The sequence below is a fragment of the Nocardia sp. JMUB6875 genome (assembly GCF_041154655.1).
Taxonomy (GTDB): Bacteria; Actinomycetota; Actinomycetes; order Mycobacteriales; family Mycobacteriaceae; genus Nocardia.
In genome coordinates, this window is the sequence record NZ_BAAFGR010000203.1 from 1 (window position 1) to 12,056 (window position 12,056).

Annotated in this window: 10 protein-coding genes and 1 tRNA gene; 4 read left to right on the plus strand and 7 right to left on the minus strand. The window is 67.5% G+C overall.

Annotated elements, in window-relative coordinates; all coding sequences use genetic code 11:
* Positions 1–801: polysaccharide deacetylase family protein (locus tag ACAM49_RS34435; protein ID WP_369639726.1), on the minus strand; the 801-nt coding region annotated here is incomplete at its 3' end.
* A gap of 125 nt (positions 802–926) precedes the next feature.
* On the opposite strand from ACAM49_RS34435, the gene ACAM49_RS34440 reads away from it, so the two are divergent.
* Positions 927–2,258 (plus strand): putative glycoside hydrolase, encoded by a 1,332-nt coding sequence (locus tag ACAM49_RS34440; protein WP_369639727.1) that lies wholly within the window; start codon positions 927–929, stop codon positions 2,256–2,258.
* A gap of 3 nt (positions 2,259–2,261) precedes the next feature.
* Here ACAM49_RS34440 and ACAM49_RS34445 read toward each other — a convergent pair whose 3' ends face one another.
* The gene (locus tag ACAM49_RS34445) at positions 2,262–2,618 is read right to left on the minus strand and encodes an ArsR/SmtB family transcription factor (RefSeq protein WP_369639728.1); all 357 of its coding nucleotides are present in this window, start codon (positions 2,616–2,618) and stop codon (positions 2,262–2,264) included.
* 98 nt (positions 2,619–2,716) lie between these two features.
* Between ACAM49_RS34445 and ACAM49_RS34450 the strand changes: the two genes are divergently transcribed.
* Positions 2,717–4,669 carry a heavy metal translocating P-type ATPase gene (locus ACAM49_RS34450; protein WP_369639729.1) on the plus strand — a complete coding sequence of 651 codons (1,953 nt, stop codon included), beginning with the start codon at positions 2,717–2,719 and terminating at the stop codon, positions 4,667–4,669.
* 33 nt (positions 4,670–4,702) lie between these two features.
* Here the strand turns inward: ACAM49_RS34450 and ACAM49_RS34455 are convergent, their stop codons facing one another.
* The 4 genes from ACAM49_RS34455 to ACAM49_RS34470 are packed head-to-tail and all read right to left on the minus strand — an operon-like array spanning position 4,703 to position 9,448.
* On the minus strand, positions 4,703–6,922 hold the full coding sequence (locus ACAM49_RS34455; protein WP_369639730.1) for a hypothetical protein: 2,220 nt from the start codon (positions 6,920–6,922) through the stop codon (positions 4,703–4,705).
* Positions 6,919–8,151 (minus strand): hypothetical protein, encoded by a 1,233-nt coding sequence (locus ACAM49_RS34460; protein ID WP_369639731.1) that lies wholly within the window; start codon positions 8,149–8,151, stop codon positions 6,919–6,921. The genes ACAM49_RS34455 and ACAM49_RS34460 overlap by 4 nt, the downstream gene beginning before the upstream one ends.
* 10 nt (positions 8,152–8,161) lie before the next feature.
* Positions 8,162–8,308 carry a hypothetical protein gene (locus ACAM49_RS34465; RefSeq protein ID WP_157514456.1) on the minus strand — a complete coding sequence of 49 codons (147 nt, stop codon included), beginning with the start codon at positions 8,306–8,308 and terminating at the stop codon, positions 8,162–8,164.
* A 9-nt stretch (positions 8,309–8,317) separates the two neighbouring features.
* Positions 8,318–9,448, minus strand: a complete 1,131-nt coding sequence (locus ACAM49_RS34470) for a serine/threonine-protein kinase (protein ID WP_369639732.1) — start codon at positions 9,446–9,448, stop codon at positions 8,318–8,320.
* A 177-nt stretch (positions 9,449–9,625) separates the two neighbouring features.
* Here ACAM49_RS34470 and ACAM49_RS34475 point away from each other — a divergent pair.
* Positions 9,626–9,698 (plus strand) — tRNA-Ala (locus ACAM49_RS34475).
* Positions 9,699–9,796: 98 nt separating this feature from the next.
* On the opposite strand, the gene ACAM49_RS34480 is transcribed toward ACAM49_RS34475, so the two are convergent.
* Positions 9,797–11,068: an ATP-binding protein gene (locus tag ACAM49_RS34480; RefSeq protein ID WP_369639733.1), complete on the minus strand. Its 1,272-nt coding sequence runs from the start codon at positions 11,066–11,068 to the stop codon at positions 9,797–9,799.
* Between the two features lie 465 nt (positions 11,069–11,533).
* Here ACAM49_RS34480 and ACAM49_RS34485 point away from each other — a divergent pair, with 465 nt between their 5' ends.
* The gene (locus ACAM49_RS34485; RefSeq protein ID WP_369639734.1) at positions 11,534–11,968 is read left to right on the plus strand and encodes an SgcJ/EcaC family oxidoreductase; all 435 of its coding nucleotides are present in this window, start codon (positions 11,534–11,536) and stop codon (positions 11,966–11,968) included.
* Positions 11,969–12,056 lie beyond the last annotated feature (88 nt).

Genomic DNA, 12,056 nt, shown 5'->3' on the forward strand with positions numbered 1-12,056 from the left:
GGTCGAACTCCGCGCCTCCGGATACTCCGGGCCGACCAGGAGGACCGCCTCGAAGGCGTAGGTGGTGCCGTCCCCGGTGCCGGAGGTGGCGAGGGCGTGGTCGGATGGGTAGACGCCGAGGGGGAGTGCCATCGAGTGGAGGGGTGTGCCCGGGGCGGCGGTGGTGATCGCGCGGACGTTCTGGACGAGTTCGCGCTGGACGTCGGCGGCGGGGAGCCTGCCCAGGTTGGCGTGGGTGGCGGTGTGGACGCCGATGTCGTAGCCGTGACGGGCCAGCCACGGCAGGGCGCGGGGGTCCTCGCCGAAGGGCTCGTTATTGACGTAGAAGGTGGCGGTCGCCGCGAAATCCGGGTGGCGGGAATGGAATTGCTCGAGCAGACCGACCGCACAGTCCGGCGTGGGGTCGCCGCGGTCGGTGAGGGTCAGCTGAGGGCGGGTCGAATCGTCGAAGGTGAGGACCACCGGGTGGGTACCGGCCGGGAGGTCGATGGCGCCGGACAGGTACTGGGCGATGGTGATCGGGCGGTAGCCCTCCGCGTACAGGCGATCCAGCTCGGCCGTGAATTTCGTTGGCGTCTGGTCATATTCGCCGCTGGGCTCGGCCTCGACGCGGTGGTACATGAGGATCGGGATCTGCCCGAGCTCGTTGGCGGCGACGGCGGCCGGGTCCGGTGGGAGGGCGGCCGGGGCCGGGCTGGTGGTCGCCGCGGGTGGTGCGGTGGCCGTGGTTCCCCCGCATGCGGTGGCGGTCGCGCACAGTAACGCCGCCGTGACCATTCGCAGCATGGTCGAGCCCTTCATCGCCGCAACGCTACGCGGCGACAACGGTTTTGAGATGATCTCCGCGAAACCCGGCCGACATCCGCGCGCGGGGCGTAATAGTGATGCGCAAAGGCGTCTGGTGGAAGTTGGTGTGTAGGTTGCTCATGCGACTCCGGTCGATCCGCCGCCGGCGGTCCGCCCTGCTCGCGGTCGGCGCGGTACTGGTTCTCGTGCTCGCCGTGGTCGTGTTCGTGTTCGGGCGCAGCCGCCCGGTGGTCGCCACCGCGGAGTCGCAACCGCCCCGCCTGGAGCTTGCGCCGCTGGCGGCGGCCGGGTCCTATCGGGACCCGGTAGTGGTGCGGGGCAGGGCGATCGGTGCCAAACAGGTCGCTGTTGCCGACCGGTCGGTTCAACCGGCGGCGGACGGCAGCTTCGAACTCGCGCTGCCGCCCGCACCCCTCGACACCACCGTGGTGGCGACCAACGGCGCGGGCGACAAGGCCACCGCCCCGCTGAAGGTGGACGTGGTCGTGCCGCGCATCCGGGCCGTGCACGTCACCGCCTACGCGTGGGCCTACGACCCCATGCGCGACGCGGTCCTCGACATGGCCCGCGAGGGCCGCATCGATACCGTCGAACTCGATATCAAGGACGAGGACGGCATGGTCGGCTACGACACGCAGGTGCCCCTCGCCCGCGAATCCGGCGCCGCCACCACGATTTACGACGCGCCCGCCGCGCTCAAGCAGTTGCACGACATGGGTGTGAAGGTGATCGGCCGCATCGTCGCCTTCCGTGATCCGACGCTCGCGGGCTGGGCCTGGCGCAACGGCCACCCCGACTGGGTGATCCAGAACGCGGGCGGCGGGCCGTACTCCAGCGGGTACGGCGCGATCGCTTTCACCAATTTCGCCAGCCCCGAAATCCGTTCCTACAACCGTGATCTCGCGGTCGAGGCCGGGCATCTCGGCTTCGACGGCGTCATGTACGACTACATCCGCCGACCCGACGGCGGCCTGGCGGGCATGCAGTTCCCCGGCCTCGCCGAATCGCCCTCCGATTCGATCGCCAACTTCCTGCGCGAGATCGAGCAGCCGATCCACGCCGCCGGATCCTCGCTCGGCGCAGCGGTTTTCGGCATCGCCGCCACCCGACCCGACGAGATCGCCCAGGACATCCCGTCGATGGCCCGTTACGTCGACTACCTCGCGCCGATGCTCTACCCCTCGCACTGGCACGCGGGCGAATACGATGTCGCCAACCCGAATTCCCAGCCCTACGACATCATCTTCCGTTCGCTGCAGGACTTCCGGGCGCGCACCGCGGGCACCAACGCCCAAATCATCCCGTGGCTACAGGATTTCAGCCTCGGCGTGGCCTATGGCGACGCGGAGGTGAGAGCTCAGATCGACGCCACCTACGCGGCCGGATACAACGGCTTCTTCCTCTGGAACCCGAGCGTCACCTACCACCCGGGCGCCATCGTCCCCAACTGATCGTCAGGCGGTCGGGCGGTCGGACAGGCCCAGGCGGAGGTGTTCGCTGTGGTAGATGGCCTCGTCGAGGAGCTGGGAGACGTGGTTGTCGTAGAGGCTGTAGACGATGCTGCGGCCGGTGCGGGTGCCGACGACGAGACCCAGGTTGCGCAATAGACGCAGCTGATGGGAGACCGCCGACTGCTCCATGCCGATGGAGTCGGCCAGTTCGGTGACGGGCAGCGGTCCCTGACGGAGTTCGCTGAGGATCAGTAGGCGGCTCGGGGTGGCCAGGGCCTGCAGGGTGGTGGCCACGTGGGCGGCGGCCTCGGCATCCAGCCGTGCGGTCGGCCGATCGCGGCCCTCGACGCCATGTCCCATGAATCAGCAGGGTACCTCGAGGAAGTTTATATACATGAAGACGTCTTCATGTGTTCTGGTATCGTCGCGGCGGTCGTCGTTCGTGAGGGAGGTAGGTCGTGGTTCTGGCAACGCCGGTAGCGGTGTCCGCGCAGCCGGAAACGGTGGTGCGGCGCACGCGGTGGTTCGAGCTGGCCGAGATGCGATGGGCGGCACTGGCCCTCGGATTGTTCCTGCTCGGACTGGTCGCGCAGCTGGCCGGGGCGCCGGATTGGATGTGGTGGGGGCTGTATCTGGCCTGCTACGCGGCGGGCGGCTGGGAGCCGGGACTGGCCGGGCTGCGGGCCTTGCGGGAGAAGACGCTCGACGTCGACCTGCTCATGGTGGTGGCGGCCCTCGGCGCGGCCGGAATCGGGCAGATCACCGACGGCGCGCTGCTGATCGTCATCTTCGCGACCTCCGGGGCGCTGGAGGCGCTGGCCACCGCGCGCACCGAGGACTCGGTGCGCGGCCTGCTCGACCTCGCGCCGGAGACCGCGACCCGGCTCACCGGCGATGGTGAGGAGATCGTGCGCGCCGCCGAGCTGGCCGTCGGGGACGTGGTCCTGGTCCGCCCCGGCGAGCGAATCGCCGCCGACGCCACCGTTGTCGAGGGTGGCAGCGAGGTCGATCAGGCCACCATTACCGGCGAGCCGCTGGCCGTCGATAAGACCGTCGGGGACGAGGTGTTCGCGGGAACCCTGAACGGCACCGGAGTGCTGCGCATCCGGGTGGATCGCCGGGCGGAGGATTCCGTGGTGGCGCGCATCGCCGCGCTGGTCGAACAGGCGAGCCAGACCAAGGCGCGGACTCAGTTGTTCATCGAGAAGGTGGAGCAGCGGTACTCCATCGGCATGGTCGCGATCACCCTCGCCGTCTTCGCGGTTCCGCTGGCTTTCGGGGATTCGCTGCAGCGAGCCCTGTTGCGCGCCATGACCTTCATGATCGTGGCCTCCCCGTGCGCCGTGGTGCTGGCCACGATGCCGCCGCTGCTCGCGGCCATCGCCAATGCGGGGCGGCACGGCGTGCTGGTCAAGTCTGCCGTTGTCATGGAGCGGCTCGGTGCGACCACGCGGGTCGCCTTCGACAAGACCGGCACGCTGACGCGGGGTACGCCGCATGTTGACGAAATCCACAGTGTGGACCCGGATTTCACCGACTCCGAGGTCCTCCGCCTGGCCGCGGCCGTCGAAGTGAACAGCGAACACCCGCTCGCCGCCGCGATTGTCCGCGCTGCCGGGCAGGCTGATCGGCTGCCCGCCGCTGAGGAATTCGCGGCTCACCCCGGTAAGGGCGTCAGCGCTCGGATCGGTGGCCGTCGCATCGCCGTCGGATCGCCTGCCGCCATGCTCGGTGCCGGAGTGGACGGCATCGCCCGTGACACTGCGAATGCGTTGCAGGAAAAGGGTTTCACAGCGGTTGTGGTGACGTGCGAGGCGCGCCCGATCGGCGTGTTGGCGATCGCCGATCAGCTTCGCCCGGAGGCGGCGCTGGCCGTCGGGCAGACCACCGCCATCACCGGCGCATCGCCGACGCTGCTCACCGGCGACAACCAACCCGCCGCCGACCGCTTGGCCGCGATCGTCGGTGTGCGCGATGTGCGGGGCGGGCTGCTGCCGGATCAGAAGGTAGAGGCGGTGATTGGCCTGCAGTCGGCCGGGCATCGGGTCGCTGTCGTGGGTGACGGCATCAACGACGCCCCGGCCCTCGCGGCCGCCGATATCGGAATCGCCATGGGCGGAGCCGGATCCGACCTCACCCTTCAGGCCGCCGATGCCATCGTCGTCCGCGATGATTTGACCGCGATCCCGGCCGTCATCGCGCTGTCCCGGCGCGCCCGCCGAGTGGTCATCGCCAACCTGGCCATCGCCGCGAGTTTCATTGCGGTCCTGGTGGTCTGGGACCTCGTCGGCACCCTGCCGCTGCCGTTGGGTGTCGCCGGTCACGAGGGCTCCACCGTCATCGTCGGACTGAACGGCCTGCGCCTGCTCCGCCGTGCCGCATGGCAGCAATCTGCCCGCGCGAGCGGCTGATAGTTCCGCCACTCGATGCAACCTGAGAACAGATCAGCGCCAGAATTGCCAGCTTCGGCGCGAATCCTGTTCCCGGGCGAGGGAGTGCCAGGCTTGGGGCGAGCCGTCGGGTGGGAGGAGGGTTAGAAGAGGGGCGATCACCTGGGGGAGGTCGAGGCGGGTGCGGAGCCAGGGCCAGGCGTCGGTGAGGGCTTCGGTCAGCTCGGCCAGGGGAAGGTCCAGGGCCGCCAGGGCGTGCATGAGAGTTGTTGCGGGCAGGTCCCATTGGCGGGCGCAGGCGGCAACCAGGGCCGGGAGGCGGTCAGGTGGTGTGGTGGCGAGGATGCGCTGCAGGACCTGGGGGCCGTCGGGGGATCTGGTGCGGGAGACCAGGCTGGTGACGACCTGGTCGAGGTCGGAATGCAGGGCGTTGCCGAGGATTTCGCGGGCCTCGTCGAAGGCGATGGCTTCCTCGGGGGAGTGGAGCAGGGCGGAGAGGTCGGCGAGCGAGTGGTCCTTGCCGTTGCGGCGGCCGAATCCCAGGTGGGGCAGGCGGATTCCGCCGCGCTGGCCGTTCTCGGGGGCCGGGGCCGTGCTGAGCACCACCAGGGACTCGATCTGTTCCGGGAGGCCGAGGGTGCGGCGGAGGTGATGCCAGGCCGGGCGGAGGGCTTCGACCAGGTCGTCGGGGTCGGAGCGGGTGAGGGTGAGGGCCCTCATCAGGTCGGTGGCCGGAAGGGCCGGGTAGCGGGCGCATTCGGCGACGAGCACGGGCAGGCGGTCGGGGGGTGCGCAGGACAGGATTTGTTCGAGGGCGTAGCGGTCGCGGCCGTCGCAGGCGACATCCACCGCGACCTGGGCGACGACGGTGAGGTTGGTCTGCATGGCGGTGCGCAGCAGGTGACTGGAGCCGGTGGGTACGGCCGGGTCGTCGACTTCCGCGCGTATTGCCCTGTGCGCCAAGGCTCGATCGCGTGAGACGGCGGCGTAATCACGCAGGGTGCGATGCTGGGTCAGGTAGTTGGCGATCATCTGGCGGCGCTTGTGATTTCCGGTGGCCCATTCGTCGTGGAGACGGGGCCACACCGCCGCGGCGTCGGCTGTCGACAGTCCGTGGCCGGTGTCCAGTCGCCGGCGGGCGGCCTTGACCACCACCTCCGAGAGGTCGAAGCCGAGTTGGCGGGCGACCTCGAGGGTGTGGCCGGGGTCGCGGGCGTCGTGCATGACGCGGTCGGTCAAGACTTCCTCGAAGGTCCTGCGCACCCCTGGCCGGTGGTCGAGTCGGGCCAGGGACATTGCCACGCTGGGTCTTTCGAGCGCGAGCCGGATCGCACGGGTGGCCACCGTCTTGTCGTGGAACCACTCGGGACCGATCTCGGGGTCGGCGATCACCTCGGCGAGCCGGTCGTCGTCGAGCTCGTTCGGAGCGAGCGCGCGCAGCCGCCGCCGGTAGCACCACTGGCCGATTTCCTCTGCCGTGGTGAGGTTTTCGGGCAGCGTGATTCCCGCCCGCCGGAAGTCGACGATCTGCTGTCCGAGTTGGACGAAAGGATCCGACTCGTTCCCCCGGTCGCCGGGCGTGACGATGCGTCGTTCCCCAGCGGCCGGGCCCGGACCATCCCGCGTCACGGCGCTGATGGCGACCTCCGGGCCAGGTGCCGCCGAGGTCCGGAATGTCAAACCCTGCAGTGTGTTCCGTGGCAACATGCCATAAACGGCCCGCAGCATTGCCAGCGCATCGGAGCCGTGCTCGACATGCAGTTCAACCGCGGGACCGCGACCGGCCAGCCGTGCCAGGCTGTATCCGAGCAGCGGGGGCAGCCAGTCCAGCTCCAGGTAGGCCTCGGCGGCAGCGGTGAACGCGAAGCTGTTGTCTTCCAACGGTTTCGACAGCGCATCCCAACGATCTGTGGGAAACCCGGGGTCATCGAGAGCAGTTCGGAATCTGCCGGAATCATAGAGGCTCAAGGCCATTGCCCCGTCCAGCGCCCCTCGCTCCCCGGCGACCAGATGCGCCACGCAGGTCCCCGGCCGAGCGTTCGAGGGTGTCTTCAACACCGCGACCGCCAGCCCCCGCACCAGCATGAACTCCAACGCGAACGCATCGGGCGAGGCGGGCGTCCCGTCCCAGGTGACCAGCGACCCTAGCTCCCGCGTGGTGTAACCCAATGCGGCGGGCCAGTTTCCGGACCGCGCGACCACGCCCACGCCCGTTCCGGAGGATTCCAGATTCACCACGGCCCAGCCGCACAGCAGCTGCGCGAAATCCGTCATCTGTCCGCCCGCAGCTGGTCGATCCGGTTGAGCATGTGAATCACCGGGTCGACCGCGGCGAACGGCTTGAACACCGGATACGTATTATCGGCCCGCTTCCCGCAACCCACGGCCGAGACCGGGAAGTAGCGGTTGTGCGGAAAATGTATCGACAGTGTCGCATCGACGGCCGGGAAAAGTTTGCGCACAAGCGATCTCGTGGCATCGGACCGGTAGTCGATCTGGCCCGGCTGATACAGGTTCCCCGCCCCGTTCAGGCTGTACGGGGTGTCGGCCCAATCCGCCGGGGGTGCGACGATCCCCACCTCGGGCAGGTTGATCAGCGACAGCAGATCGGATTTCGCGATGATGGTCGATGCGTGCAGCCGCGGCGGTTCGATCGGCAGATCCAGCGGATAGCTGTTGGCGGTGCGCCACAGCTTCGCGATCTGATCGATCATCATCTTGGTGCGGCCGACGGTCTGGGAGTGCTCGACGTTGTTGTTGAGGCTCTCCTTGTTGGCGGGACCGGCGTGCTCGCGCATCATGGCCAGGTACTGCTTGTTCAGCGTGGACGGCACCACGAACCACAGGAAGTCGGCCACGGCCAGATGCGGGCTCACCTTGGCGGCGATCTCGGCGTCGGCCACATCCTCGCCCGCGACGTCCACGAACGCGAGATTCACCGTGCGCCTGCTGGCCAGCGAGGTGAATTTGATCAGAATCGGTTGGCGCACCTGCCATCCGGTCCAGGCGTGCTGCGTCTGCTGCTGGGTCGCGGGCGGACGCGGGGGCATGGGCGGTCGCGGCGGCTGCGGCGCGCCCATCGGTCCGATCCCGTTCTCCTGCCGCTGCGCGCCGACGTACCCGCGCTTCTGGGTGTAGCCGATGGCCTGCCGGTTCATCAGCGTGTTCTCCAGCGCGGCAAGCATTTTCGTGGACCGCCGCGACGGCACGATGGACCATTCCTGCGCGAGCACCGGATCGTTCATGACCGAATAGATCATCGAGACGATGAGATGCGTTTTGGACGAGGCGGATTCGCCGACGAAGCCGATCACCGTGGTCGGGTGGTCGAGGATCTCCTCGTCGATCTCACAGCCGTTGGGGCAGCGCCGGTCCAGGCGTCGCGAATAGTCCGCGACCCGGGTGGCGAAGCCGCCGTTGGGCTGGCGCAGCACCCAGATCCAGGAGCGGCGCGACGAGTCGAACTTGAACTCGGCCAGGCAGTTCAGGCAGACGATTCTCACCGCGGGCACCTCATCGCAGCACGGTGTAGGTCAGCCACAGCACGGTGATCAGGAAGCAGGCGGCGCCGAATCCGGCCGCCACCCGCAGCCAGTGCCAGGCGCGCGATCCCGCGTACACGTACTGCTGCCAGGCCAGGCCCGCCCGGTGGTTTGTCATCGCAGATCCTCACAGGTGGTTGGCGATGGAGACGATCACCCAGGCGAGCAGCACGAAAACCAGCCAGCCCAGGACGATTCCGGTGGCGGCCGCACCGAGCAGGACGCCGCCGATGTAGCGGGGATCGTCGCGGGTGAGGCCCTCGAGGACGCGCTGGCGGAACTCCAGGGCCGGGTGGACGAAGATGCCCCACAGGCCCGTCGCGGGCAGGTCGACGCCCGGATGCGCGGCGGTCGGGCGCGGGGCCGGGCCGGTGAGGACGCTGGTGTACGAACGCACCGGCACGGTCGCGGGTTCGGGCCGGGGGCCCTGGATCTTCCGCGTCACCTCGGGATTCTCGGGGTTCTCGGTGCGCACCGCCCGGGTCGCGGCGTGCACGGCGTCGCGGAAGTAGTGCTGGAACTCCGCCGCGGATTGGAATCGCAGCGCGGGATCGGGTGAAAGCGCCTGATCCAGCACCGATTTCAGCTTGGGCGGCAGCGGCGCGGGCGCGAACACCGCCTCCAGCACCTCGGTGCACACCACCGCGAACGAGTACACGTCACTGAGATGGGTGAACCGCCCGTGCTCGAGGTATTCCGGCGCGGAGTAATTCTGCGTCCCCACAACATGATTCGCACGGGTCAGCCGCAGCATGTTCTCCCGCATCTCGATGGCGATCCCGAAATCGGCCAGCTTCGCCGTGCCGTCGCGGCAGATCATGATGTTCTCGGGCTTGATATCCCGGTGCACCACCTGCTTGGAATGCGCGTACACCAGCCCGCTGAGCGCATCGGTGAGTATCCGCGCGATGGCCGGCGGCGACCAATTGTCCCGCCCCCGCATGAACTGCCGCAGATTCTCCCCGTGAATGAACTCCATCACCAGAAACGGTGACCGGCACCCGTTCTCGGCGAACACCCCCGAATCGTGCAGCATCACCACATTCGAGCAGTTCATCTGCGCCGCGATCCGCGCCTCCCGCTCGAACCGCTGCCAGGCAACCTGCTCCCCCTGCTCCCCGACCGCGAGACTCCCGGCGTCGAGCACCTTGACCGCAACCTGCCTGCGCAACTGCCGATCCCAGGCATCCCAGACCTCGGCCATCCCGCCCTTACCGACGAGCCCCCGCAACTCGTACCGGCCATTGATCAGCCTCACCCGCGTGCGACCTTCCCCGCGGAGCAGCCACCTCACCGGCAGCCCACCCCGGACGACAACGAATCACCCGCGAGTCTACGCGCGCCCCCACCCCACCTGCCCAGCCGATTTGCGTCACAGGGGGTCCCATGGTGTACCTTCTCCGAGGTCGATCGAGAAACCGACCGGCAACCATCCGGGGCTATGGCGCAGCTGGTAGCGCACCACACTGGCAGTGTGGGGGTCAGGGGTTCGAGTCCCCTTAGCTCCACTCATGAAGAACAGGCTCGGCGGAAACGCCGGGCCCTTTTTATTTCTTGCCGCACTGGGCCGTTCACGATGAACCTGGTTGTCGAGCTTCCGATCTGATCAGTGGTCGGGGCTCGTGACTTCCCAGAGGGCGCTGACGGGCATAGCGAGCATCTTGGGTCCGAAGGGCAGTGTTTGTTGGCCGGTGTGGAGCACGATGCCGACGAGAAAGTCGTCGCCGAGGCGGTCGGCAAGGTGACGGAGATGGCGGAAGTCGTCCGGTCCCACGGTGGAGGCGGCTTTGACCTCGACGCCGACGACTTCGCCGCGGCGATTCTCGAGGACGGCGTCGACCTCGACTCCGTCTTTGGTGCGGTAGTGGTACATCTGGACGTCCTCGGCAGACCAGGTGCGCTGGCGTGCGAGTTCCATCAGGACGAACGCCTCCAGCAACGGTCCGAATCGGCCACTGGGGCGCAACATGTTCCGTGCATCGGCTCCGAGGAGATTCGCTGCGATGCCGGAGTCGACGAAGGCGACCTTCGGGACCATCGTGGCGCGGTTGCTCAGATTTCTGGACCATGCCGGGATGCGTTTGATGAGGTAGACCTCCTCGAGCAGCGTCAGATAGCGCTTGACCGTAGAGGCTCCGAGCGCGAGGTCGTTGCTGAGAGAGGTGTTGGCGAGCAGTTGCCCGGAGCGAGCCGCGACCAGTTGTACGAGGGCGCGCATTTCGGTGGTGCGCTCGATCTCCGAAAGTTGGCGGATATCTCGGGTGATCAAATCGCCGACATAGGAATCGAAGAAGGCCTTGCGCCGCTTGTCGGTGCTTCGCGTAATGGCTTCCGGGAAGCCGCCACGGACAATTCGCTCGGCATACTCGGCTCGCGGCACGGTCGTGTTGTGCCGCAACCTGTCCCGGTGGGTGAAGACCGCGTCGATGAAAGCATCAGGCGCGCTGTCGATCTCGCCTTGGGAAAGGGGCCACAGCTCGATGGTCTCCATGCGACCGACGAGGGTGTCCGGCAGGGCCCGCAGTCCGAGTATGCGCGCGGAGCCTGTCAGCAGGTATCGGCCTGGGCGGCCGTCCGCGTCGACTTGCGCCTTGATGGCCAGCAGCAGTTCGGGTGCCCGCTGGATCTCGTCGATCACCATCAGATTCGGCGAGTCGACGAATCCGTCCGGGTCCTCGAGCGCGGCCTGCCTGGTCAGGGTGACGTCGAGATCGCGCCATTCCGCTTCGCGACCCTTCGCGACAAGGCGGACCAGCGTGCTCTTCCCGCATTGCCGTGCCCCATTGACGAGGACGACGCGAGTGTCGGTCAGCGCGTCGGCGACTGCCGTTTCGGCGCGTCGAGGGATGACTGGTCCATGTCGGGTCGGCATCGTCATTCGCTCCTTCGTCGAGTGTCAACGCCTGACTGTTGGTCGTTATCAGGCCTGATCATAGCTGGTTTCACGCCTTGCATGGTCGATTCGTCGCTCAAGATCTGGTTGATTCGTCGCACCTAACCTGGTTGATTCGTCGCCATCATGCTGGTTGATTTGTCGAAGATCCTGTGGATGATCGGTCGCCCTCCGCGCGGTTGATTCGTCGCACCGGGCTCGATGGATTGGTTTCTCGTGTCCCGCCCGCTCACCGCGCGGACCGCGATATCCGGCCCGTCGACCAGCAACGCGCGGTTCGTATGCTGGTTCGTCAGGTCAACTCGGGAAACGGCTCGGTGGCGACGTCGGGCCGTTTCCGTTTCTTGCCGCGCTGCTGCCCATGACCTTCGAGGTTATTGAGAGGCTGTTCGCCCTGCGGCACCGTCGAGAGGGGAGCCACTTGGTTCCTCGGACGATCGGAGAAGCGCTATGACCACCACCCGGCAACCCGCTGCCTGGTCTATCCCCTCAGAGTTGGCTCGTGAGCAGGTTTTGCGGCTGTTGTGGCGTCAGCATGAGGCTTGGGCGGCTGGGGGTGGGGCGGCATTTGCCGCTACGTTCACCGGGGATGCGTATTTTGTGTCGGTTGTCGGCGAATTCATTTCGGGCCGAGCGGAATTGGCGCGGGTGATGCAGGCGGGGTTCGATGGGTTTATGAAGGGTACGCGGATGTTGGAACCGGATTTGCTTGAAATTCGGTTTCCGACAGCCGATTTGGCGGTGTTGGTGACCAAGGGGGCCAAACCTCGGCGGCCCGATGGTCCGGACACCGAGGAGTCCTCGATCCAGACTCGGGTCGCGGTCCGTGCGGCGGGGGAGTGGTTGTTCACCAGCTTTCACAACACCTTCGTCAGGACGCCGTAGCGGTCGGTTGAAGCGGTGGTCAAGGGTTTGGGATGCGTTCGTGGAGGGTTAGGAGGATGTGGTCGAAGGCGGCCACGGTGTCGGGGGG

Excerpts from the sequence above, each read along its gene's own strand:
- ACAM49_RS34440 (WP_369639727.1), top strand. The coding sequence starts at position 927 with ATGCGACTCCGGTCGATCCGCCGCCGGCGGTCCGCCCTGCTCGCGGTC.
- ACAM49_RS34445 (WP_369639728.1), bottom strand. The coding sequence starts at position 2,618 with ATGGGACATGGCGTCGAGGGCCGCGATCGGCCGACCGCACGGCTGGAT.
- ACAM49_RS34455 (WP_369639730.1), bottom strand. The coding sequence starts at position 6,922 with ATGACGGATTTCGCGCAGCTGCTGTGCGGCTGGGCCGTGGTGAATCTG.
- ACAM49_RS34465 (WP_157514456.1), bottom strand. The coding sequence starts at position 8,308 with ATGACAAACCACCGGGCGGGCCTGGCCTGGCAGCAGTACGTGTACGCG.
- ACAM49_RS34480 (WP_369639733.1), bottom strand. The coding sequence starts at position 11,068 with ATGACGATGCCGACCCGACATGGACCAGTCATCCCTCGACGCGCCGAA.
- ACAM49_RS34485 (WP_369639734.1), top strand. The coding sequence starts at position 11,534 with ATGACCACCACCCGGCAACCCGCTGCCTGGTCTATCCCCTCAGAGTTG.